Annotated in this window: 15 protein-coding genes and 2 rRNA genes; 4 read left to right on the forward strand and 13 right to left on the reverse strand. The window is 71.0% G+C overall.

What is annotated here, in order from left to right:
• The 5 genes from EDD34_RS12905 to EDD34_RS20920 all read right to left on the reverse strand — a co-directional run bounded on the left by EDD34_RS12905 (position 1) and on the right by EDD34_RS20920 (position 4296).
• Positions 1–930, reverse strand: a complete 930-nt coding sequence (locus tag EDD34_RS12905) for an NAD kinase (RefSeq protein ID WP_123814937.1) — start codon at positions 928–930, stop codon at positions 1–3.
• Positions 927–1874, reverse strand: coding sequence for a TlyA family RNA methyltransferase (locus EDD34_RS12910; RefSeq protein WP_123814938.1), 948 nt, complete (start codon positions 1872–1874; stop codon positions 927–929). The genes EDD34_RS12905 and EDD34_RS12910 overlap by 4 nt, the downstream gene beginning before the upstream one ends.
• A 15-nt stretch (positions 1875–1889) precedes the next feature.
• A complete protein-coding gene (locus EDD34_RS12915) occupies positions 1890–2060 on the reverse strand; it encodes a hypothetical protein (protein ID WP_211341578.1) in 171 nt (56 codons plus the stop codon).
• Between the two features lie 197 nt (positions 2061–2257).
• The gene (locus tag EDD34_RS12920; protein WP_123814940.1) at positions 2258–3250 is read right to left on the reverse strand and encodes an HAD-IIA family hydrolase; all 993 of its coding nucleotides are present in this window, start codon (positions 3248–3250) and stop codon (positions 2258–2260) included.
• A complete protein-coding gene (locus tag EDD34_RS20920) occupies positions 3247–4296 on the reverse strand; it encodes a hypothetical protein (protein WP_211341579.1) in 1050 nt (349 codons plus the stop codon). Before EDD34_RS20920 ends, EDD34_RS12920 begins: the two co-directional genes overlap by 4 nt.
• Here EDD34_RS20920 and EDD34_RS20925 point away from each other — a divergent pair.
• On the forward strand, positions 4252–5727 hold the full coding sequence (locus tag EDD34_RS20925) for a hypothetical protein (RefSeq protein WP_211341580.1): 1476 nt from the start codon (positions 4252–4254) through the stop codon (positions 5725–5727). The genes EDD34_RS20920 and EDD34_RS20925 overlap by 45 nt on opposite strands.
• Before the next feature lie 81 nt (positions 5728–5808).
• Here the strand turns inward: EDD34_RS20925 and EDD34_RS12930 are convergent, their stop codons facing one another.
• The 6 genes from EDD34_RS12930 to EDD34_RS12955 all read right to left on the reverse strand — a co-directional run bounded on the left by EDD34_RS12930 (position 5809) and on the right by EDD34_RS12955 (position 13130).
• Positions 5809–7170, reverse strand: coding sequence for a heterodisulfide reductase-related iron-sulfur binding cluster (locus EDD34_RS12930; protein ID WP_123814941.1), 1362 nt, complete (start codon positions 7168–7170; stop codon positions 5809–5811).
• The gene (locus EDD34_RS12935; protein ID WP_123814942.1) at positions 7170–8519 is read right to left on the reverse strand and encodes an FAD-binding oxidoreductase; all 1350 of its coding nucleotides are present in this window, start codon (positions 8517–8519) and stop codon (positions 7170–7172) included. Before EDD34_RS12935 ends, EDD34_RS12930 begins: the two co-directional genes overlap by 1 nt.
• Positions 8519–10024 carry an FAD-linked oxidase C-terminal domain-containing protein gene (locus EDD34_RS12940; RefSeq protein WP_123814943.1) on the reverse strand — a complete coding sequence of 502 codons (1506 nt, stop codon included), beginning with the start codon at positions 10022–10024 and terminating at the stop codon, positions 8519–8521. Before EDD34_RS12940 ends, EDD34_RS12935 begins: the two co-directional genes overlap by 1 nt.
• A 127-nt stretch (positions 10025–10151) precedes the next feature.
• On the reverse strand, positions 10152–11738 hold the full coding sequence (aceB, locus tag EDD34_RS12945) for a malate synthase A (RefSeq protein WP_123814944.1): 1587 nt from the start codon (positions 11736–11738) through the stop codon (positions 10152–10154).
• A 62-nt stretch (positions 11739–11800) separates the two neighbouring features.
• The gene (locus EDD34_RS12950; protein ID WP_123814945.1) at positions 11801–12553 is read right to left on the reverse strand and encodes an IclR family transcriptional regulator; all 753 of its coding nucleotides are present in this window, start codon (positions 12551–12553) and stop codon (positions 11801–11803) included.
• Between the two features lie 166 nt (positions 12554–12719).
• Positions 12720–13130, reverse strand: a complete 411-nt coding sequence (locus EDD34_RS12955; protein WP_123814946.1) for a MerR family transcriptional regulator — start codon at positions 13128–13130, stop codon at positions 12720–12722.
• 66 nt (positions 13131–13196) lie between these two features.
• Here EDD34_RS12955 and EDD34_RS12960 point away from each other — a divergent pair, with 66 nt between their 5' ends.
• The 3 genes from EDD34_RS12960 (at position 13197) to EDD34_RS12970 (ending at position 19653) form a co-directional block, all read left to right on the forward strand.
• Positions 13197–14186, forward strand: coding sequence for an aldo/keto reductase (locus tag EDD34_RS12960; RefSeq protein ID WP_123814947.1), 990 nt, complete (start codon positions 13197–13199; stop codon positions 14184–14186).
• Positions 14187–14552: 366 nt separating this feature from the next.
• Entirely contained in the window at positions 14553–18215 is a 3663-nt protein-coding gene (gene lacZ / locus EDD34_RS12965) for a beta-galactosidase, LacZ type (protein ID WP_211341581.1), read from the forward strand.
• Positions 18216–18270: 55 nt separating this feature from the next.
• On the forward strand, positions 18271–19653 hold the full coding sequence (locus tag EDD34_RS12970) for an RICIN domain-containing protein (protein WP_123814949.1): 1383 nt from the start codon (positions 18271–18273) through the stop codon (positions 19651–19653).
• A gap of 72 nt (positions 19654–19725) precedes the next feature.
• Here the strand turns inward: EDD34_RS12970 and rrf are convergent.
• Positions 19726–19842 (reverse strand): 5S ribosomal RNA (gene rrf / locus EDD34_RS12975).
• Positions 19843–19927: 85 nt separating this feature from the next.
• A 23S ribosomal RNA gene (locus tag EDD34_RS12980) occupies positions 19928–23051 on the reverse strand.
• Between the last annotated feature and the right edge of the window lie 297 nt (positions 23052–23348).

Here is a 23348-nt window from a genome sequence, read left to right on the forward strand (position 1 = left end):
TCACTCCTCACCACGCTCGAAAATTTGTCCGGACGGATCAGACCGTACCGCCCGCTCGCGCCAGCCCGCGACGGGCAGGTCGAACTTCGACACCAGCCGGTCGGTGAACGGCGCCTGGCTGAGGCGCGCCAGCCGGATCGCGCCCGCCTGCCGCACCAGCACGTTCGAACCCTGCGGCACGTCGATCCGCCGCCGCCCGTCGCAGGTGAGCACCCCCGGCACGGCCGACGTCGGCAGCACGCGCACCCCGATCTCGTTCCGGGGGCCCACCACGAGCGGGCGCGCGAACAGGGCGTGCGCGCTGAGCGGGACGAACAGCACGGCGTCGACGTCCGGCCAGATCACGGGCCCGCCGCCGGAGAACGCGTGCGCCGTCGACCCGGTGGCCGTGGACATCACGACCCCGTCGCACCCGAAGGACGACAGGGGCCGCCCGTCCACGCTCACCCCGACCTCGAGCATGCGCCCGCCGAGGCCCTTCTCGATGGTCACCTCGTTCAGGGCCCAGCCCGAGAGCACCTCGCCGTCGTCGGGCAGGTGCACGTCCACCTCGACGCACGCGCGCTCCTCGACCGTGTAGTCGCGCGCCGCGAGGCGCTCGACGGCCGCGTGGAGGTCGTCCCGCTCCGACTCCGCGAGGAAGCCGACGTGCCCCAGGTTCACGCCGAGCAGCGGCACGTCGGTGCCGCGCGTGAGCTCGGCGGCGCGCAGGATCGTGCCGTCCCCGCCGAGCACCATGACCAGCTCGGACTCCGCGACGCCCTCGCGCAGCCGCGCGACGTCCATGTGGTCGCCGAAGTCCTCGGTGAGCGCGTCGTCGTGCAGCGCGGGCTCGAAGCCCGCCGCCTTCAGTTCGCGCACCGCCTCGGTGGTCGCCGCGACGGCGGCGGGACGTCCGCCGTGGGTCACGATCAGCACCCGCCGTGTCATGCCCGCTCCCGATCGTCGTAGCTCTCCGCGCCGGGCGTCCGCCGGGCGGGGTCGGACGGGCCGGGATCGCCCCGGCCCGCAAGGGTTCCGCCCGCCCCCGGCCCGTCGGGGGCGACGGCGGCGGCCACCGCCCCGGCCAGGTCCCGCGGGTCCGAGACCGGCGCGGCGGCGTCGGCGACGAGCCACACGAAGAACTCGCGGTTCCCGCTCGGTCCCGGCAGCGGGCTGGGGACGATCGCGCGCAGGCGCAGGCCCGACCGCTCGGCCGCGCGGACGACGGTGGTGACCGCCTCGGCGTGCAACGCCGGGTCCCGCACGACGCCGCCCCGCCCGAGCCGCTCGCGCCCGACCTCGAACTGCGGCTTGACCAGCAGCAGCGCGCTCCCACGCGGCGCCAGCACGGCGGCGACCGCGGGCAGCACGAGTGTCAGCGAGATGAACGAGAGGTCGCCGGTGACGAGGCCGGGCGCGCGCTCCAGGTCGGCGGGGGCCAGGTCGCGGACGTTCTTGCCCTCGACGACGGTGACGCGCGCCTCCTCGCGCAGCCGCTCCACGAGCTGCCCGTGCCCGACGTCGATCGCCACCACGTGCTCGGCCCCGCGTCGCAGGAGCACGTCGGTGAACCCGCCGGTGGACGCGCCGAGATCGGCGCACCACGCGCCGTCGACGGCGGGGGCGCCCCGGTCGGCGGCCGACGGTCCGTACGCCAGGACGTCGAGCGCGCCCGCGAGCTTCAGCCCGGCGCGCGAGGCGTACTCCGCCTCGCCCGGATCACCGGGCGACACCGCGACGCCGGCCTCCTGCGCGACCGCCACCGACGGCTTGGCGACCGTCCGTCCGTCGATCGACACCCGGCCGGACGCCACGAGCTCGGCGGCGTGCCGGCGGGAGCGGGCCAGGCCGCGCCGGACCAGCTCGGCGTCCACGCGGGCCCGTGCTGTCATCACCGTCACCACGGCTCAGGCGTCGCCGCTCAGGTGAGCGCGCAGCGCCTCGTGCACCTGCTCGTACCGCTGCACGTGCTCGGCCGGCGGGAGCTCGTCCAGCCCGTCCAGCACGGTGAGCGCCCGCTCCACCACCGCCTCCGGGGCGAGCCCCGCGCCGGACGGGGACTCGTACGACTCGGTCACTCGGTCACCTTCTCGCATTCGACGGAGATATACGACGGAAATGCTGACAACGCCGCGACTACACGGTACCTGCCGTACCTGACACCCCCGGCCCGGCGCGCGGGCTCCGGGCCGGGAACCGGCTCCGGCTCCGGCTCCGGCTCCGAACCACCTTGCGGAGGTGTCCCGTCACGCCAGGTGCGGCCCGAGCGGCGCCGTCAGATCAGGTCCGGCACGGTCGCCACCGGGTTCCCGGCGTCCGCCGCGGCCCAGGCCGCCGCGCAGGCGGCGCGGACGAGGTCGATCCCCTCGCCCGTCCCCGGACGCAGCACGCCGTCCTCGACCCGCGCCGACGCCGCACCGCACACCCACGACCCGCCGTCGCGCACGGGCACCGGGTGCGGCTCCAGCAGCGCGCGCAGGTCCGCCCCGAGGAACGACGGGCGCTCGCCCGGTTCGGCCAGGACGGCGTCCCGTGCCGTGGACACCCCGGTCAGCACGTGCAGGCCCGGGTACCCGGCGGCCCGGGCCCCGGCGAGGTCGGTGTCCAGCCGGTCGCCGATCACGAGCGGGCGCGTGGCACCCGCCCGCTCGACAGCCATCCGGAACATGTCCGGCCCCGGCTTGCCCGCGCTCGACGGCGTCACGCCCGTCGCCGCGGTCACCGCGCCCACGAGTGCGCCGTTGCCCGGCGCGAACCCGCGCGCCGTCGGCAGCGACATGTCGAGATTGCTCGCCACGTGCCAGGCGCCCCGCCCGACGGCGTACGCCGCCTCCGCGAGGTCCTCCCAGGCGAGGTTCGGGGCGTACCCCTGCGCGACGGCGTCCGGACCGTCGTCAGCGGACGCCACCACCTCGAATCCCGCCGACTGCACCGCCGTGACCAGGCCCTTGCCGCCCACGACGAGCACCTTCGCGCCCGGAGCGAGCCGCGTCCGCAGCAGCGCGGCGCACGCCTGGGCGGCGGTCATCACCTCGTCCGCGTCGGTCGGGATGTCGAGCCCGGTGAGCTGCGCGGCGACCTCCTCGGGCTCACGCGAGGCGTTGTTCGTCACGAAGACGAGCGGCATACCGCCCGCCCGCGCCGTGGTCAGGCTCGCCGAGGCATGCTCGATCGGCAGGTGGCCCCGGTAGGCCACTCCGTCGAGGTCCACGAGCGCGAGGTCGTACGCCTCGGCCAGCGGGGCCGAGCTCGCGATCAGCCCGCTCATGCCGCCGGGCCCTGCGCCGTACCGGTCTCGTCGCCGGGGCGGTCGCCGGTCACGTGGGCGGTGTCGGCGTCGTCGGCCTCGGCGTTGGTGTCGGCGTCGTCGGTACGGCCGCCGGTCACGTCGGCCGCGGAGTCGCCGGCCGTGTCACCTTCGGTCACGTCGTCGATGTCGTCGTCGATGCCGGCCTCGGCGAGGATCTCCGCGACCTCGGCCTCGACCTCCGCGTCCGACGGCTCGGGCAGATCGGCCGGGATCTCCGCCGAGTGCCCCGTCCCCGCCGGCGGGGCCTCGTCGGCACCCACGGCGGCCCCGTCCGCTCTCACCGGGTCCTCGTGCGACGCGTCCTCGTCCGGTGGGCCCCCGTCGACGGCTCCCGGATCCGCGGCGTGGTCGTCGGCCGCGTCCTCGTCCACGGTGTCCCCGGGGTCCGCCTCCTCGTCGTAGACGTCGTAGACGATGACGTCCTCCTCCGGGGCCTCGGCACCGGTCGCGCGGGCGAGCGCCGCGGGGTCGACGTCCGCCAGCACCGCCGCGGCCTCGTCGTCCCGGCCCGCGGCCTCCAGCGCGATCGCGCGCGCCTGCAGGACGCGCAGCCCGAGGTCGCCGGGAGCCTCGTCGGCGGGGATCTTGTCGAGCACGGCGAGCGCCGCGTCGTGCTCGCCGAGGTCGCTCCGCGCCCCCGAGACCACGATCGCCAGCTCCGTGCGTCCGCTCGCGTCCAGGGTCTCCGCCTCGGGCGTCGCGGCGAGCGCGATCGCGCGCTCGGGCCGTCCGAGGCCGCGTTCGGCGTCGGCCATCAGCGGCAGGTGCTCCGAGCTGCCGTTGAGCCGCCGGACCGTCCGCAGCTCGCGCAGCGCCTCGGCGAACCGCCCGGTGCGATAGGCGGTCAGGCCGGCGGCCTCCCGCACGACGTCGATCCGCCCCGCCCGGCGCACGGCCGCCTGGGCGTGCAGGTAGGCGGTCTCCGGGTCGACGTCGAGCAGACGCCCCGCCATGACCAGGTGCAGCCCGACCCTCTCCGCGTTGTCCTTGCCCAGGCCGCGCATCCGGGCGCGTGCGTCACGGTCGAGCTGAGAGATCGACACGTCCTCGGCGATCTCCGGGTCGGGAATGCGCTCGGCACGCCGGTCGTCCCGGTCGGACCCGCGACGGTCGTCCCGGAAACCCCTGCCGTCGCCGTCCCTGCGGTCGTCCCGCCGGGGACCGCGGTCGTCGCGGAAGTCCCGTCGGGGCCCGCGGTCGTCACGGAAGCCTCCGCGCGACCCACGGTCGTCCCCGGAACCCCGCCGGTCGTCAGCGCGGAAGCCGCGCGCGCCGGGGCGATCGTCGCGGCCCCGGCGGTCGCCGTCGTCCCGGTGGTCCCGGCGTGGGCCGCGGTCCTCGTACCGGCGGTCGTCACGGCGGAAACCCCCGCGCCGGTCGCCGTCACCACGGCGGTCGCCCGGCCCGCTCCCGCCGCGCTGCGGCCGGCCGCTGGAACCACGGTCGTCACGGCGAGGGCCGCGCTCGTCGTCGAACCGGCGCTGCGGCCGGTCACCCGAACCACGGTCGTCACGACGCGGCCCGCGGTCACCGTCGAACCGACGCTGCGGCCGGTCACCCGAACCACGGTCGTCACGGCGGAAACCACTGCGGCGGTCGTCGCGTCCGCCGCCGTCGCGGTGGTCGTCGCGACGCGGCCGGTCCCCGAATCCCCGGTCATCGCGACGCGGGCCACGCTCGCCGTACGGGCGGCGGTCGTCGTCGCGGCGGCCGTCACGGCCCTGGTGGCCACCTCGGTCGTCCCGGCGGCGGTCCCCGCCGAAGTCGCGCCGGCCTCCGTGACCGCCGGCCTCCCCGCGAGTGCCGCGCTCGTCGTCCCGGCGAGGTCCGCGCTCGTCGTCGTACCGGCGCCGCGGGCGGTCACCGTAGCCACCGTCCTCGCGGCGGTCGTCCCGGCGGAACCCTTCCCCGCGGCCGGACCCGCCACGGGCCTCGCCACCACGGTCGTCCCTGCGGTAGCCGCGGTCGTCACGCTGCGGACGGTCACCGTGGCCGCGCCCGCCCTGCCGGCCGCCGTCGCGGTCGTCACGGCGAGGGCCGCGCTCGTCGTCGTACCGGCGCCGCGGCCGGTCGTCGCCGCGGAAACCGCCGGTGCGCCGGTCGTCACCACCCCGGCGGTCGCCGTCGCGCCGGTCTCCCCCGGCGTCATGCCCGCGATCATCGCGCCGGAACCCGTCGCGCCGACCACCGTCACCACGCTCGTCGCGACGCCTCTCGGCTCCGAAGTCGCGGCGCGGCCGGTCACCGTATCCCCGTCCGTCCCGGTGGGGGCCCCGATGCCCCTGACCGTGACGCTCGGATCGGTTGCCCTCGCGGTCGTTGCCCTGCTCACGGGGCGAATCGTTCACTGTGGTCCTCTCTGGCGGCAGATGCAGGCTCCATTCTCCCACGTGCCACCACTCGTGCCCGGCTGCTCGGGCTCCTCGTGGGTGTGATCCGCACCCGGCCCGTCAGCGCACGAGATGTGGTCGGTCGCCCGACGCCCGGCGCCCGGCCGACCGCGCGACGGCGCGGGGTCAGGCCCCGCCCGCGCCCGGGCCGGCGAGCGCCTCGGGTCCGGCCCCGCGCAGCGACGCGTCCAGGACCTGGATCATGTGCGCCGTCGCGATCGAGCGGCCCTGGCGCCCGAGCGCCGCGGAGATCTGCAGGAGGCACCCGGGGTTGGAGGTCACCAGCAGCTCGGCCTCGGTGGCAGCCACGTTCGTGGCCTTCCGGTCACCCAGCTCCCGCGCCGGTTCCGGGTGGGTCAGGTTGTAGATGCCGGCCGACCCGCAGCACAGGTCGCCTTCCGCGATCTCCTTCACCACCAGGCCGGGGACGGCACCGAGCAGCCGCCGCGGCTGCGCCCGCACCCGCTGCGCGTGGGACAGGTGGCAGGCGTCGTGGTAGGCCACCGTGAGGGGCAGCGGATGCCGCGTCGCGACAGGCCCGAGCTCGTCGAGGATCTCCGCCACGTCGCGCACCCTGGCGGCGAAGTCCGCGGCGCGCCCGGCGTAGGCCGGATCGTCGGCGAGCAGGTCCGCGTACTCCTTCATCGTGGAGCCGCAGCCGGCCGAGTTGACCACCACCCGCTCCACGCGCGCGTCCGCGAAGGCGTCGACGAGCGCGCGGGCGTACGCGAGCCCCTCGGCCTCGCGCCCCGAGTGCACCGAGAGCGCTCCGCAGCAGCCCTGCACGGGAGGCGCCACGACGTCGCACCCCTCCGCCGCGAGCACGCGCACCGTGGCGGCGTTGACGCCACCGAAGAACTCGCGCTGGACGCACCCGAGCAGCAGCCCCACGGTCATCCGCCGGTCTCCGGACGCGCGGGTCACCGGCGGCACGGGTTCGGCCGGTGCGAGCGGCGGCGCCACCGACTCCATCGCCGCCAGCGACGGCGAGAGCCGCCGCAGCAGCGGCCGCACCAGGCGTGTCAGGCCGCTGCGCTGGTACAGCGCGAGGAACGGCCGCACGGCCCGCAGCCGCCGCGGGTGCGGGAACAGCGCGAAGACACCCGCCCGCACCAGCCGTTGCCCGCGCGTGCGGTGTGCGGCCCCGCGCCGTTCCACCTGCGCCCGCGTCGCCTCGACGAGTTCGTCGTACTGCACGCCCGACGGGCAGGCCGTGACGCACGCCATGCATCCGAGGCAGGCGTCGATGTGTCCCACCAGCGACGCCGACATCGGCGCACCCTCCAGCCCTTGCTTCATCAGGTGGATGCGTCCGCGCGGCGAGTCCATCTCCTCGCCCCACAGCGTGTAGGTGGGGCAGGCGGGCAGGCAGAACCCGCAGTGCACGCAGTCGTCCACGAGGTCCCGCGACGGCGGGCGGTGCTCGTCGAACGCGCCCTGGTCGCCGGGGTCGAACGACCCGAGCAGGTCCGGCTTGGTCTCGCTCATCAGATCCCTCCCACGAACCGGCCGGGCGCGAGGTTCCGCCCGGGATCCAGCCGTCTCTTGACCGCCCGCATCAGGTCGAGCCCGCCCACGGGCCCCCACGCGTCCACGGCCTCGCGGACGTCCCGCGGCGCCCGCAGCACGGTCACGGTCCCGTCCCGCGGGGACGGCGCCACCGCCCGCAGTTCGCGGACGACGCCGGCCACCGCGGCGGGATCACGCCCGCCGATCGCGACGTACAGCACGCCGGCCGCCGACCCGCGCACGGCGACGCCGGCCCCCCGCGTGTCCTCCGCCGCTCGCGCCGCCGCCAGCAGCCCGCCCACTCCCGTGAGCGTCGCGGTCGCCTTCGCGAGGACGGTGCGATCCGCTCCCGCCGAAGGCACCGCGCCCGCTCCGTCGTCGTCGGGCAGCACGCCCCACCAGGCGGGTGGCACGGTCCGGATCTCACCACCCGTCAGGGCGGCCGCCTCCCGGGCGCGGGGCACGACGGCGGCCTCCTGGCCCTCCAGCAGCACCGCGACGCCGGCCTCGCGGGACCAGGCGGGCCGGTCGATCTCCACCGCCGCGGGCGCGAGCTGGGAGGCCACGACCTCCCGGGCGCGGCCGGCGACGTCGGGCAGCGGACCGGTGGCGACCACCCAGCGGCGCGCGGGCCGGACCGGATGCAGCCGGAACGCCGCCCGCACGATCACCCCGAGCGTGCCGTAGGAGCCGGTCATCAGCTTGGCCAGGTCGTACCCCGCGACGTTCTTGACCACCTTGCCGCCGCTGGACGCCACGGTCCCGTCGGCCAGCACCACGGTCGCCCCCAGCACGAGGTCCCGCAGCGCGCCTCGCTGCAGCCGCCGGGGCCCGGAGACGCCGGTCGCCAGCGCGCCGCCGACGGTCGCACCGCCCCCGAGCCGCCGAGGCGGCAGGTCCGCGACGAGCTCCTGGCCCACGCGCCCCACGGTCTCCAGCAGCTCCACGACCGGCAGACCGGCCTCGGCGACCGCCACGAGGTCTCCGGCCCCGTGCTCGACGAGCCGGCCGAGACCGGTCACGTCGAGGATCAGGTCGGCGCGCTCCGGCGGTGCGGCCCAGTCCAGGGCGGTCCCGGCTCCACGCGCGACGGTGGCGAGACCCTGCGAGGTCGCCTCGGCGAGCACGGCGGACACCCCCGCCACGGACGCCGGCCGCGCGACGGCGAGCGCCGGGACCCCGTCCACGGCGTCGCCCGGCCCGGGCCGCGTGAGCTCACCTGCCGGGTCCTGTCCGGTCAGCGCCGACGCGAGCCGGTCCAGGTCGACCGTGGCCTTGCCCGCCGGGGCGTCGCCCGCGCGGCCGCCGTCGGCGGAACCGTCGCGCATCAGAACACCTCCGCCACGCCCGCCTCGGACAACGGGTGCTCGCCCTGCCTCCGGCCGGGGCGTTCCCCGCACAGGCGCGGGGTGGGGAAGATCTTGCCGGGGTTGGCGAGGGTCTCCGGGTCGAACGCGCAGCGCACCGCCTGCATGACGGCGAGGTCGTCGGCGGTGAACATGCGCGGCATGTGTTTCGCCTTGTCGGCTCCGACGCCGTGCTCCCCCGTGATGGAGCCCCCGTGCTCGAGGCACAGGTCGAGGATTCCGCCGGCGACCCCCTCCGCCCGTTCCACGGCGCCGTCCTGCGACCCGTCGAACAGCACGAGCGGGTGGAGGTTGCCGTCCCCGGCGTGGAACACGTTCGCCACGCGCACCCCGGCGGCGTCGCCGAGCTCGGTGATGCGGCGCAGCACCTGCGGCAGTGCGGTCCGCGGGATCACGCCGTCCTGCACGATGTAGTCCGGGCTGATCCGCCCCACCGCCGCGAAGGCCGACTTGCGGCCCTTCCAGATGAGCGCCCGTTCGGCGTCGTCGGCCGCGACGCGCACCTCGAACGCGCCACTGGCCTCGCACAGCCGCACGACGTCGTCGAACTCGCCGGCCACGTCCGCGGAGTGCCCGTCGAGCTCGACCACGAGCACCGCGCCGGCGCCGTCCGGGTAGCCGCAGTGCACGGCCTCCTCGGCGGCCTCGATGGACAGCGCGTCCATCATCTCGATCGCGGCGGGGATCACGCCCGCCGCGATGATCGCGGAGGTCGCGGCGCCGGCGTCGTCGATCGTGCGGAACGCGGCCAGGAGGGTGCGGACCTCCTGCGGCAGCCGCGTGAGGCGGACCGTGGCCGACGTGACGACGCCGAGCGTGCCCTCGCTCCCCACGAGCGCGCCGAGCAGGTCGTAGCCAGGCGGGTCGGGCGCCTTGCCGCCGATCTCCACCTGCTCGCCCGCGGGGGTGACCAGGTCCAGCCCGGTGACATGGTTCGTGGTGAAGCCGTACTTGAGGCAGTGCGCGCCGCCGGAGTTCTCGGCGACGTTCCCGCCGATCGAGCACACGGACTGACTGGAGGGGTCGGGGGCGAAGTAGTGGCCGTCCGGGCTGGTCGCGGCGGTGAGCTGCAGGTTGATGACGCCGGGGTCGACGACGGCGCGCTGGGCGTCCGCGTCGATCTCGCGGATGTCCCGCATCTGCGACATCACGACGAGTACGCCCTCGGAGTGCGGCAGCGCGCCCCCGGACAGGCCCGTCCCCGACCCCCGGGCCACGAACGGCACACCGTGCGCGGCACAGGCCCGGACGGTCGCCGCGACGTCGGCGGCGTCGCGCGCCAGCACCACCACCCCGGGCACGACGCGGTAGGCCGCGAGGCCGTCGCACTCGTAGGTGCGGCGCCGCGCGTGGTCCGTGACGACCCGGTCGCCGCCGAGCACGGCGGTGAGGCCGGCCGTCACGGCGGCGAGCGCCGCGCCCGCCGCCGGTGCGGCGGGCGCCTGATCCGAAGTCCTGCCGGGCATCGCAACCTCCTCGTCGCACGCGGGCCCCGCGCCGGCGGAAACGAGTCCCGCCGAGGTAGCGGCCTTCATGGCGAAGGTACTACCTCGGCGGGTCGGCCCGGCAGGTCGGCGGCGCCGGTTCTCGCGCTCAGTCCATACGGCGGTACGCCGGGAGCGTGAGGAAGTCGGCGTACTCGTCGGCGACGGCGACCTCGAGGAAGGTCTGCTTCGCCTCCTCGTAGTCGGCGGCGTCGCCGGGGAGCTTCGCGATCTCCTCCGCGACGATCTCGTGCACGAGCTCCTTCGTGACCGTGCGGCCCGTGTCCGCGAGGGTCACGTCGTTGTGCAGCCACTGCCACACCTGGCTGCGGGAGATCTCGGCGGTGGCGGCGTCCTCCATGAGGTCGAAGATCGCCACGGCGCCGAGCCCGCCCAGCCAGGCGCGCAGGTACTGGATGCCGACCGAGATGTTGTTCCGCAGGCCGGCCTCGGTGATGTCGCCGGGCGTGGCGGCGACGTCGAGCAGCTGCTCGGCGGTCACCTGGACGTCGTCACGGGTGCGGTCGATCTGGTTCGGCCGGTCGCCCAGCACGTCGGTGAAGACCTCCTTGCACAGCTCGACCATGCCGGGGTGCGCCACCCAGGAGCCGTCGAAGCCGTCGCCGGCCTCGCGGGTCTTGTCGTCGCGGACCTTCGCGAAGGCGGTGGCGTTGGCCTCCTCGTCCTTGCTCGGGATGAACGCCGCCATGCCGCCGATCGCGTGCGCGCCGCGCTTGTGGCACGTCCTGACCAGCAGCTCGGTGTAGGCACGCATGAACGGGACCGTCATCGTCACGGCGTTGCGGTCCGGCAGCATGAACTCGGTACCGCGCGTACGGAACGACTTGATGACGGAGAACATGAAGTCCCAGCGGCCCGCGTTCAGGCCGGCGGAGTGATCGCGCAGCTCGTAGAGGATCTCCTCCATCTCGAACGCCGCCGGGTAGGTCTCGATGAGCACCGTGGCGCGGATCGTGCCCCGCGGGATGCCGAGGTAGTCCTGGGCCAGGACGAACGCGTCGTTCCAGAGCCGCGCCTCCAGGTAGGACTCCATCTTCGGCAGGTAGAAGTAGGGGCCCAGGCCCTTGGTGAACTGCCGCATGCCCGCCGTGGCGAGATAGAGAGCGAAGTCGACCAGGGCGCCCGACGTCTCACGCCCGTCCACGAGGATGTGCTTCTCCGGCAGGTGCCAGCCGCGCGGGCGCATGACGATGGTCGCGAGCTCCGCGTCCGGCTTCAGCGCGTACGTCTTGCCGTTCTCGGCCGTGAAGTCGATCGTGCGGTTGATCGCGTCGAGCAGGTTGAGCTGACCGCCCACCACCGAGCTCCACCGCGGCGTGTTCGCGTCCTCCTGGTCCGCGAGCCACACCTTGGCACCGCTGTTGAGGGCGTTGATCGTCATCTTGCGGTCCGTGGGGCCGGTGATCTCCACGCGGCGGTCCACGATCCCGGGCGCCGGTTCGGCCACGCGCCACGAGTCGTCCTCGCGGATGTGGCGGGTCTCCTCCAGGAAGCCCAGGGTGCCGCCGGCGGCCAGGTCCTCGACGCGGCGCTCGCGCGCCTCCAGCAGCTCCAGGCGCCGGTCCGCCAGCTCCCGGTGCAGTCTGACGATCAGCTCCAGCGCGGCCGGGGTGAGCACCTCCTCGTACCGTTCGCCGATCTCGCCGGTGATCTCGATGCCGTCCGGAGTCTCCACGTCGACACTCTCCTCGCTCGTTCTTCCACTATGCGGAAGCGGATATTCTGATCGTGGAAAGTCTAGCGTCCCGCGAGTCGGTCGCCCACCCTCGCCGCCTCCTCCCGGAGGACGGGGACGGCGACGTCGGCGAACTCCGGCGTCACGCGCGCCGCCGGACCCGACACCGACAGCGCGGTCGCCAGCGGCGCGTCGGGGACCGCCACCGCGAAGCACCGCACGCCCACCTCCTGCTCGCCGTCGTCGACCGCGTAGCCGCGCTCCCGGATCCGGCCCAGCTCGGCGACGAGTTCGTCGGCGCCGGTGATGGAGTGCTCGGTGGCCGCGGGCAGGCCGGTGCGCTGCGCGATCGCCCGGACCTCGTCCTCGCCGAGTGCGGCGAGCAGCATCTTCCCGACCCCGGTGCAGTGCAGGTGGACACGCCGCCCCACCTCGGTGAACATCCGCATGGAGTGCGTGGACGACGCCTGCGCCACGTACACGGCCATCTCGTGGTCGAGCATCGCGAGGTTCGCGGTCTCGCCGAGCTCGGCCGCGACCCGCTCGAGGTGCGGCCGGGCCGCCGCACCGAGCTGCCGGCCGGCCGCGTCCGCGAGACGCAGCACGCCCGGCCCGAGCGCGTACCGGCGCGACGGCATCTGCCGCGCGTACCCGCGCTGCACCAGCGTGCGCAGCAGCCGGTGGATGGTCGGCAGCGGAAGCCCGCTGCGGTCGGCGAGCTCGCTCAGGGTCGCGTCGCCCCCGAGATCCGTCATGATCTCCAGCAGGTCGATCGCCCGCTCGACGGTCTGCACGCCGCCGGTACTGCTTGCCATGTGGCTCCTCACGCTCCTGGTGCGCGGACTGTCCGCGCGCACCCGTCCCCTCCGGGGAACAGAATCAGGATTCCACAGGTCGGAATCGCGGGTCGAGGGCGGCCGGAGAGGAGGGGTCCCGGGGGCGTCGGGGAACTGGGAGCGCGGGACTCAGGAGCGGCGGGACTCAGGAGCGGGCGGCACGTTCCTGTTCTGCCGGGGTCGCGCCGTTGCCGAGGTACCAGCGGATCTTCTCCCGCAGCCGCTCCTGCTGACTCACCAGCAGGTCCACCTGCTCCTGGACCCGCTGGTCGTGCGCCTGAAGCAGGGCGAGCCGCTGGTTCATGGTGGACGCGTCGAGGCTGAGTTCCGCGTACCGCTTCAGATCGGCGATCGGCATCCCGGTGTCCCGCAGGCAGCGCACGAGGCCGAGCCACCCGAGGTCCGCCTCGGTGTAGGCCCGCCGGCCTCCGGCCGTGCGCGAGATCGGCGCGAGCAGGCCCTCGCGCTCGTAGTAGCGCAGCGTGTCGATGCTGAACCCCGACTCGGTCGCGGCCTCCGCGGGCGTGTAGGTACGGGCGTTCGCGGTCTCGGTCATGGGTCCATCATGCCCGTCACGCGGCGGCTTGACCTGGAGCGCACTCCAGATCGCACGCTACTGGTCATGGAGACGATGAATCTGGCCCTCGGGGCCATGCGGTTCGGCACCGGTGTCGACGAGCGGACCGCGTTCGACCTGCTCGACCGGTTCGTGGACGCAGGCGGGACGTGGATCGACACCGCCGACTGCTATGCGTTCTGGGACAGCGACACCGGCCACGGCGGGCAGAGCGAGGAGGTGCTGGGCCGCTGGCTCACCGCGCGGCCCGGAATGCGCGACCGCGTGCGGATCTCCACGAAGTTCGGCGCCGAGCCCGTGGTCGCCGGGCGCTGGCCCGCCTCCCGGACCGGCCTGGGCAGCGCGGAGGTGCGCGCTCAGCTCGAGAGCAGCCTCCGCCGGCTGGGAACGGACCACGTCGACCTCGCCTGGGCACACATGGAGGACAGGACCGTCCCGATCGAGGACGTCGCCGACACCTTGTCCGCGCTGCACGACGACGGACTCACGGCGCGTCTCGGCATGTCGAACCACGCGGCCTGGCGCGTGGCGGCCGCCCGCGCCCGGGCCCTCGGCCAGGGGCACGAAGCCGTGAGCTCACTCCAGTACAGCTACTCGTACCTGCACCCCCGCCCGGGTATGCCGGGCGCGGGGCACCGGTTCGGGTTCCTCACCGACGAGCATCTCGACCTCGCCGCCACCGAGGGCCTCGAGATCTGGGCGTACACACCGCTCCTGGGCGGCGCCTACGACAACCCCGCCAAGGAGGTCTCCGAGGAGTTCGAGCACCCGGGGACGACCCGCCGTCTCGCCGTCCTCGACGAGGTGTCCGCCGGTCTCGGCCTCACCCGCGGCCAGGTGGTCCTGGCATGGCTCGCGGGCCACACCCCCGCGGTCCGCCCCATCCTCGGCGGCAGCAAGCCGGACCAGCTCGAGGCCGCCGTCGCCGCCGTCAGGACCGTCCTGCCCGACGACGCCCGGGCGCGCCTGGACGCCGTCGAACCCCTGACGCCATCGGTCGACGTGGACCGCGTGCCGGACACCGACGCCGCGTAGCCGACGCCGGGAGAGGGGCGCCGCGAGCCGGGCGCCGCGCAGCCGACGCCGTCGTCCGCACGCTGGAGAGCCAGGTCATCGACATCGCCCGCTACCCGGTCCGGACCTCCGGACCGGGTACCGTGCGCGCCCGAGCCGCAGACCGCCGCATCCACGGCCTCTCCGTTGATACGTTTCACATCATCGCCAACACATGTCATATCTCGTACTTTTTCGGACCAGCGTCGATTGCGGCCCTAGGAGACGATGATGTCCAACCCACCTGAGCAGCGCCCGCCGGTAAGCCGCCGAACGGTTCTCGCAAGCGGTCTGGTTGCCCTTGGGAGCGCTTCGATTCCCCCTCCGGCGGCATCGGCCGCGCCCCCCGTGGCGGCGTCGGCCGCACGAGCCCAGGGGTTCGCGGCGGCCGAGCCCGCCACGGTCGCCGCTGACTGGACCGACCCGCCCAACGGCTACCCGGAGTGGAACAACAACATCGGGATATTCGAGGTGGGCGCCGAGCCGCCGCACGCGACGTACATGCCCTACGCGGACCTCCAGCAGGCACTGGGCACCGACCGCACCACCTCGCCCTACCGGCTCGACCTGGACGGCACCTGGCGGTTCCAGCACGCCGACCGGCCCGCCGACCGCGACGTCGACTTCTGGCGCACCGACCGCGACGACAGCGGCTGGGCCACCATGCCGGTGCCGTCCAACTGGCAGCTGGAAGGCTACGACTTCCCGATCTACACCAACGTCACCTACCCGTGGTGGGGCGCCAACGGCCAGCACGAGAACGCCCAGCCGCCGTTCGCGCCGACGCTGTTCAACCCGGTCGGCCAGTACCGCCGGACCTTCGAACTGCCGTCGACCTGGCAGGGCCGACGCGTCCATCTCCACTTCGAAGGCGTCAAGTCCGGTTTCTACCTCTGGGTCAACGGCACCAAGGTCGGCTACCGGGAGGGCTCCTTCACCCCGTCCGAGTTCGACGTGACCGACCACGTCCAGCCCGGCACCAACCTGATCGCCGTCGAGGTCTACCGCTTCCCGGACGGCGACTGGATGGAAGACCAGGACATGATCCGGCTCTCCGGGATCTTCCGGCCGGTCTTCCTCTACTCGCTGCCCACGGTCCACCTGCGCGACTTCACCATCGACACGCCGCTGAGGGACGCGTACACCCGCGCCGACCTCGCTGTCACCGCCATCGTGCGCAACAGCGGGCCCCAGCAGTCAGGGAGCTACACCGTCGAGGCCCAGCTCTACGACGAGAACCGCCAGGCCGTATGGCCCGAGCCGTTGCGGCTGCCGGTGAACGTCGGCTCGGTCGAACCAGGTCAGGACGCCACCGCGCAAGGCGCGAAGGACGTGCCGAACCCCGAGCTCTGGTCGGCCGAGCACCCGAACCTCTACACCGCTGTCCTGCGATTGCTCGACCCCTCGGGCGCGGTCACCCAGACCGTGTCCGCGCGAGTCGGCTTCCGCGAGTTCGCGATCAAGGACGGCCTGATGCGGATCAACGGCCGGCCGGTCTCCCTCCGCGGCGTCAACCGGCACGAGATGGACCCCGTACACGGGCAGGCGCTGACCCGCGACGACATGATCCACGACATCAGGCAGATGAAGCGCCTCAACATCAACGCGGTCCGCACCTCGCACTACCCGAACCACCCGGACTGGTACGACCTGTGCGACGAGTACGGCCTCTACGTCTGCGACGAGGCGAACCTCGAGACGCACGGAGTCCGCGACGACTATCCCGGCTCCGCACCGGACTGGACGGCGCCGGTCATCGACCGGGCCGCCCAGGTCGTCCACCGCGACAAGAACCACCCGTCGGTGGTCATGTGGTCCCTGGGGAACGAGGCCGGCGGAGGCTCCAACTTCGTCTCGATGCGCGACTGGATCAAGGCGGCCGACCCGACCCGCGTCGTCCAGTACGAAGGCGACAACCGGCCCCAGGTCAGCGACGTCCGATCGCAGATGTACAACACCCCGGCCGGGATCCGGGACCGCGCCCTCGACACCGGCGACACGCGGCCGTACATCCTGATCGAGTACTCCCACGCGATGGGCAACTCCAACGGCAACTTCAAGGAGTACTGGGACGTCATCCGCGAGTTCCCGATTCTCCAGGGCGGATTCATCTGGGACTACGCCGATCAGGGCCTGCGATGGCCGATCCCGCAGGGTGGCGGGGCGACCTACCTCGCCTACGGCGGCGACTGGGGCGACAACCCCAACGACGGCAACTTCTGCGCCAACGGCATCGTCTCCGCCGACCGGGAACCTGCCGGCAAGGCCGCCGAGGTCAGGCAGATCTACCAGGCGATCAACGTCGTCGCCGCGGGCGACGTCGCGAGCGGGTCCGTCCGGATCACCAACGAATACCTGTTCACGAACGTGGGCGAGTTCGAGGGCTCCTGGTCCTTGTACGCCGACGGCGAGGTGATCCAGAGCGGCGCCCTCACGGCGCAGCAGCTCGACATCGCGCCGTTGTCCGCCAAGACGATCCAGGTACCGATCCAGCGCCCGGCGAACCCGGCGCCCGGCCAGGAGCACTTCCTGCGACTGTCGTTCAAGCTCACGTCCGCCACCCAGTGGGCCCCGGCCGGATTCGAGGTGGCCAAGCAGCAGGTCCCGGTCGACTTCGACAGCCCGCCGGTCGAACCGCTCCCGCTCGACGACGTGCCGGCACTCACCGACTCGGAGACTGCCGGCGCCGTCACCGTCTCAGGCACCGGCTTCGCCGTCACGATCTCCAAGTCGACCGGCGAGATCACGGCCTACGATGCGATGGGCATGCGGCTGATCGACTCCGGCCCGGCCCCGAACTTCTGGCGGGCGCCGACCGACAACGACCGCGGCAACGGCCAGCCGAACCGCAACGGCACCTGGCGGAACGCCGGACGGAACCGGACCGTGACCGGGGTCGTCGTCCAGCGGCCGTCCGACCGCTCCCGGCGGATCACCGTCACCGGAACCCTGCCGACCAGCACGCCGTCGACCTACACCACCGTCTACACCGTCTACGGCAACGGCGAGATCAAGGTGGACAACACGCTCCACCCGGGCTCGTCGAGCCTCCCCTACATCCCCGAGGTCGGAACGATCCTGTTCCTGCCCGGGGCCCTGGAGCAGCTGCGCTACTTCGGCCGCGGCCCCGAGGAGAACCACTGGGACCGCAAGAGCGGAACCGATGTCGGCGTCTTCTCCTCGACGGTGGCGGACCAGTGGACCGGCTACATCAGACCCCAGGAGAACGGCAACAAGACCGACGTCCGCTGGGTCGCCCTGGTCGACGGCAACGGGAGCGGCCTGCTCGCGGCCGGGGAGCCGCTGTTGGAGGTGAACGCCTCCCACTTCACCCCGGAGGACCTGTCGGGCGACGCCCGCCACGACCACCAGCTGACGCCGCGCCAAGCGGTCGTGCTGCGGCTCAACTACCGGCAGATGGGCGTCGGCGGCGACAACAGCTGGGGCGCGCAGACCTATGACCGGTACAAGCTGTTCGCGACCCGGGACTACTCCTACACCTACCGGCTCAAGCCGCTGCCCGACGTCGCCCAGGCGACGGCGCTGGCACGGCGGCCGGTCGAGACCGGCGGCGGCAGCGGCGGTCCGGTCGAGCCCGGTGTGTTCTACCGGCTGGTGGCGCAGCACAGCGGCAAGGCCGCCGACATCGAGGGCGCCTCCACCGCGGCCGGGGCCGCGCTCGTCCAGTGGACGGTCAACACCGGCGCCAACCAGCAGTTCGAGTTCGTGCCCTCCGGCGCCTACTGGCGCATCCGCGCCAGGCACAGCGGCCTGGTGCTCGAGGTGGCGAGTTCGAGCACCGGCGCCGACATCACCCAGCAGCCCGACACCGGCGTGACGAGCCAGCACTGGGAGGTCGTCGACCACGGCGGCGGAACGATCAGCCTGGTCAACCGCCAGAGCGGCCTGACGGTGGACGTCCTGGAGGAGTCCACGACCGACGGCGCCCGCATCTCCCAGTGGAACACCACCGGCGGCGCCAACCAGCTCTTCAACCTGCAACGCATCTAGCCGCCGGGGCACCACTGGCGGCGCCCCGGTCGACCACGAGGAGAAGGAGTACTCCATGCCCCCTAACCGATTCCCGCAGGCGTCGCCGCGACCGCGGCGACGCCTGCGATCCCGGATCGTCGCCGTGACAGCGGTCGTGGCGACGGCGTTCGCCGGCGTGCTGACAGCGAACATCGCGTCGGCGCAAGTGAACGCGGCGTCGGCACCAGTGACCGCAATGGCGAGTGACGGCTGCGGGCAGAACCCGGGCATGAACAGCGGCAACCACACCATCCAGGTCAACGGCGTCAACCGCAGCTTCATCCTGAAGGTCCCGGACAACTACGACTCGAACTACCAGCACAAGCTGATCTTCGGGCTGCACTGGTGGGGCGGTACCGCCAACGACGTCGCCGGCGGCGGCTCCGACGGCGCCGTCTACGCCCACTACGGTCTCGAGCAGCTGTCCGGCGGCACCGCGATCTTCGTCGCTCCCCAAGGCATCGACAACGCCTGGGCCGACTCCGGCGGCAGGGACGTGGCCTTCGTCGACGCGATGATCCAGCGCATCGAGTCCGCCCTGTGCGTCGACGAGTCCCAGCGATTCTCCCTCGGGTTCAGCTACGGCGGGGCCATGAGCTACGCGCTCGCCTGCGCCCGCCCTGACCAGTTCCGCGCGGTAGCGGCCATCGCCGTGCCCGGCCCGGTTTCCGGCTGCTCGGGCGGCTCTCAGCCGGTGGCCTACATGGGTATCCAGGGCGTCACCGACAGCATGCCTCAGGCACGGGGCATGCGTGACCGGTTCGTGGGCAACAACGGCTGCACGCCGCAGAGCCCGCCCGAGCCGGCCTCCGGCTCGGGCCAGCACTTCACCACCACCTACTCGGGCTGCCAGGACGGCTACCCGGTGGTGTGGGCCGCCTTCGACGGCGGCCACCAGCAGGGTCCGGTCGACGGGTGCACCGGCTGCGAGAGCGGCGCGCAGAGCTGGGTCAAGGGCGAGATCTGGGAGTTCTTCTCCCAGTTCGGCGACGGCCAGCCGCCGACGACGCCACCTCCGGCCGATGGTGGCGCGTTGACGGGCCAGGCTTCGGGCAAGTGCCTGGACGTGCCGGACCAGTCCACGACCGACGGCACCCAGGTGCAGATCTGGGACTGCTGGAGCGGGGCGAACCAGCAGTGGACCCACAGCGCCAGCGGTGAACTGTCGGTCTACTCCGGTGGTTCGCGCAAGTGCCTGGACGCCTCCGGGTCCGGCACGTCCGACGGGACGGCCGTGACCATCTGGTCGTGTCACGGTGGCGCGAACCAGCGCTGGAACCTCAACGGCGACGGCTCCATCACCAGCGCCCAGTCGGGTCTGTGCCTCGATGTGTCCGGTGCCTCCACCGCCAACGGGGCCCTGGTCCAGCTCTGGTCCTGCCACGGCGGTGGCAACCAGAAGTGGAACCTGAGCTGATCGGGTGACCGACGAGCACTGAAACAGGACAAGCCCCCGAGCGTGTGCTCGGGGGCTTGTCCGTGAAGAAGGGTCCGGCGGCGTCCTACTCTCCCACCCCCTGGCGGGGGCAGTACCATCGGCGCTGTAGGGCTGAGCTTCCGGGTTCGGAATGGGACCGGGCGTTTCCCCTACGCTATGACCGCCGTAACGTTATCGAGTTGTTGACCAAGGTTCGAAGGGTTGGTCGTTTCTCGGGAACCGTATAGTGGACGCGATACACGTGAAGTGTGTGTTGTTGAGGTTGTTGGCGGATTAGTACCGGTCAGCTGCAACCATTACTGGTCTTCCACTTCCGGCCTATCAACCCGATAGTCTGTCGGGCGCCTTCCCACCCGAGGGTGGTGGAGTCTTCATCTTGAAGCAGGCTTCCCGCTTAGATGCTTTCAGCGGTTATCCCTTCCGAACGTAGCCAACCAGCCGTGCTCCTGGCGGAACAACTGGCACACCAGAGGTTCGTCCGTCCCGGTCCTCTCGTACTAGGGACAGCCCTTCTCAAGACTCCTACGCGCGCAGCGGATAGGGACCGAACTGTCTCACGACGTTCTAAACCCAGCTCGCGTACCGCTTTAATGGGCGAACAGCCCAACCCTTGGGACCAACTCCAGCCCCAGGATGCGACGAGCCGACATCGAGGTGCCAAACCATGCCGTCGATATGGACTCTTGGGCAAGATCAGCCTGTTATCCCCGGGGTACCTTTTATCCGTTGAGCGACCACGCTTCCACAAGCCATGGCCGGATCACTAGTTCCGACTTTCGTCCCTGCTCGACCTGTCAGTCTCACAGTCAAGCTCCCTTGTGCACTTGCACTCGACACCTGATTGCCAACCAGGCTGAGGGAACCTTTGAGCGCCTCCGTTACATTTTAGGAGGCAACCGCCCCAGTTAAACTACCCACCAGGCACTGTCCCTGATCCGGATCACGGACCGAGGTTAGATGCCCGAAGCGATCAGAGTGGTATTTCAACGATGACTCCACCCGACCTGGCGGCCGGGTTTCACAGTCTCCCACCTATCCTACACAAACCGCACCGAACACCAATACCAAGCTGTAGTAAAGGTCCCGGGGTCTTTCCGTCCTGCTGCGCGTAACGAGCATCTTTACTCGTAGTGCAATTTCGCCGAGTTCGCGGTCGAGACAGCGGAGAAGTCGTTACGCCATTCGTGCAGGTCGGAACTTACCCGACAAGGAATTTCGCTACCTTAGGATGGTTATAGTTACCACCGCCGTTTACTGGGGCTTAAATTCTGAGCTTCACCCTTACGGGTTGACTCGTCCTCTTAACCTTCCAGCACCGGGCAGGCGTCAGTCCGTATACATCGTCTTGCGACTTCGCACGGACCTGTGTTTTTAGTAAACAGTCGCTTCTCCCTGGTCTCTGCGGCCTTCCCCGCTCACGCCCGCAAGGGGCTTCACGGTTCGGGCCCCCCTTCTCCCGAAGTTACGGGGGCATTTTGCCGAGTTCCTTGACCACGATTCGCTCGATCACCTTGGTATTCTCTACCTGACCACCTGAGTCGGTTTGGGGTACGGGCGGCTAGAACCTCGCGTCGAGGCTTTTCTTGGCAGCAGAGGATCACCGCGTTCCCACTTGCGTGGTCACCATCAGTCCTCACCCTTGACGCCCCGCGGATTTACCTACGGAGCAGGCTACAACCTTGGACGTGGACTACCATCGCCACGTGCGGCTACCTTCCTGCGTCACCCCTGTTAACACGCTTACCTACTACCGGATCAGGTCCCACGCCGCCTCTCCCTGTACAGTCCGAAGACTGAAGCGGGAGGATTGGGATGGTTAGTATCACCGGACTCGGTATGGACGGTTCTTCGCCGGTAGGAGAATATCAACTCCTTGTCCATCGACTACGCCTGTCGGCCTCGCCTTAGGTCCCGACTTACCCAGGGCGGATAAACCTGGCCCTGGAACCCTTGGTCATTCGGTGGACGGGATTCACACCCGTCATTCGCTACTCATGCCTGCATTCTCACTCGCGTGGCCTCCACCCCTGGATCACTCCGGGACTTCACCGGCCACACGACGCTCCCCTACCCAACCACACCACTGACAACCCCTGAAGGGACTGTAATGTGCATGTGTGGTTGCCACGGCTTCGGCGGTGTGCTTGAGCCCCGCTACATTGTCGGCGCGGAATCACTTGACCAGTGAGCTATTACGCACTCTTTCAAGGGTGGCTGCTTCTAAGCCAACCTCCTGGTTGTCTGAGCAACTCCACATCCTTTCCCACTGAGCACACGCTTAGGGGCCTTAGCCGGCGATCTGGGCTGTTTCCCTCTCGACCCACGGAGCTTATCCCCCGCAGTCTCACTGCCACGCTCAACTTACCGGCATTCGGAGTTTGGCTGACGTCAGTAACCTTGTCGGGCCCATCGGCCATCCAGTAGCTCTACCTCCAGCAAGCACACGTGACGCTGCACCTAAATGCATTTCGGGGAGAACCAGCTATCACGGAGTTTGATTGGCCTTTCACCCCTAACCACAGGTCATCCCCCAGGTTTTCAACCCTGGTGGGTTCGGGCCTCCACACCGTCTTACCGGCGCTTCACCCTGCCCATGGCTAGATCACTCCGCTTCGGGTCTAGACCCGGCGACTATCACGCCCTGTTCGGACTCGCTTTCGCTACGGCTTCCCCACACGGGTTAACCTCGCCACCGAGCACTAACTCGCAGGCTCATTCTTCAAAAGGCACGCCATCACCCCTGCACAACCCCGAAGGACTGGAAGGCTCTGACGGATTGTAGGCACACGGTTTCAGGTACTATTTCACTCCCCTCCCGGGGTACTTTTCACCTTTCCCTCACGGTACTGGTCCGCTATCGGTCATCAGGGAGTATTTAGGCTTACCAAGTGGTCTTGGCAGATTCACACGAGATTTCACGGGCCCCGTGCTACTCGGGACAACCCCCACCAGGCCACACCATTTCACCTACGGGACTCCCACCCTCTACGGTCCGGTATTCAACCCGGTTCGGCTATAGCGCAACTTTCTCACTGATCGAGAGACTGTCAGATCTCTCCAGGGGCTCCCACTACCCCGCACACGCAACGTCTGACAACTTGACACGCGCACGGTTTAACCTCATCCGCTTTCGCTCACCACTACTCACAGAATATCTCTTCCTGCCGGTACTGAGATGTTTCACTTCCCGGCGTTCCCCCCTACACCCTATGAATTCAAGTGCAGGTACCCGAACACAACTTCGGGTAGGTTCCCCCATTCGGAAACCCTCGGATCACAGCTCGTCTGCCAGCTCCCCGAGGCTTATCGCAGGCTACAACGTCCTTCGTCGGCTCCTGATGCCAAGGCATCCACCCTGTGCCCTAAAAAACTTCAACAACACTACGCAGAACACACAACCCCCACACGCACCAAGCGCGCACGAATCATGTGTCCAGAGATGCTCGCGTCCACTATACAGTTCTCAAGCAACGAACGAACCCACCACACACCAACGACCAACCAGACCACAGCCCGGCGGTATCGCCCCGGTGATGACTCGAACCTCCCAGAAACACCCGACCAGCCGGCCGGTTGCCTCAGGACCCAACAGTGTGCTTGGCAGACCCCCACCACCGACAGACCCCACGTTCCAACCCGCACCCACCTCCCGAAGGAGCCACTCCCGAAGGAGC

This window comes from Myceligenerans xiligouense (genome assembly GCF_003814695.1).
GTDB lineage: Bacteria > Actinomycetota > Actinomycetes > Actinomycetales > Cellulomonadaceae > Myceligenerans > Myceligenerans xiligouense.

Coding starts and splice junctions, on each gene's coding strand:
- EDD34_RS12905 (WP_123814937.1), bottom strand. CDS start 930: ATGACACGGCGGGTGCTGATCGTGACCCACGGCGGACGTCCCGCCGCC.
- EDD34_RS12910 (WP_123814938.1), bottom strand. CDS start 1,874: ATGACAGCACGGGCCCGCGTGGACGCCGAGCTGGTCCGGCGCGGCCTG.
- EDD34_RS12920 (WP_123814940.1), bottom strand. CDS start 3,250: ATGAGCGGGCTGATCGCGAGCTCGGCCCCGCTGGCCGAGGCGTACGAC.
- EDD34_RS20920 (WP_211341579.1), bottom strand. CDS start 4,296: ATGCGCGGCCTGGGCAAGGACAACGCGGAGAGGGTCGGGCTGCACCTG.
- EDD34_RS12930 (WP_123814941.1), bottom strand. CDS start 7,170: ATGAGCGAGACCAAGCCGGACCTGCTCGGGTCGTTCGACCCCGGCGAC.
- EDD34_RS12935 (WP_123814942.1), bottom strand. CDS start 8,519: ATGCGCGACGGTTCCGCCGACGGCGGCCGCGCGGGCGACGCCCCGGCG.
- EDD34_RS12940 (WP_123814943.1), bottom strand. CDS start 10,024: ATGCCCGGCAGGACTTCGGATCAGGCGCCCGCCGCACCGGCGGCGGGC.
- EDD34_RS12950 (WP_123814945.1), bottom strand. CDS start 12,553: ATGGCAAGCAGTACCGGCGGCGTGCAGACCGTCGAGCGGGCGATCGAC.
- EDD34_RS12955 (WP_123814946.1), bottom strand. CDS start 13,130: ATGACCGAGACCGCGAACGCCCGTACCTACACGCCCGCGGAGGCCGCG.
- EDD34_RS12960 (WP_123814947.1), top strand. CDS start 13,197: ATGGAGACGATGAATCTGGCCCTCGGGGCCATGCGGTTCGGCACCGGT.
- EDD34_RS12970 (WP_123814949.1), top strand. CDS start 18,271: ATGCCCCCTAACCGATTCCCGCAGGCGTCGCCGCGACCGCGGCGACGC.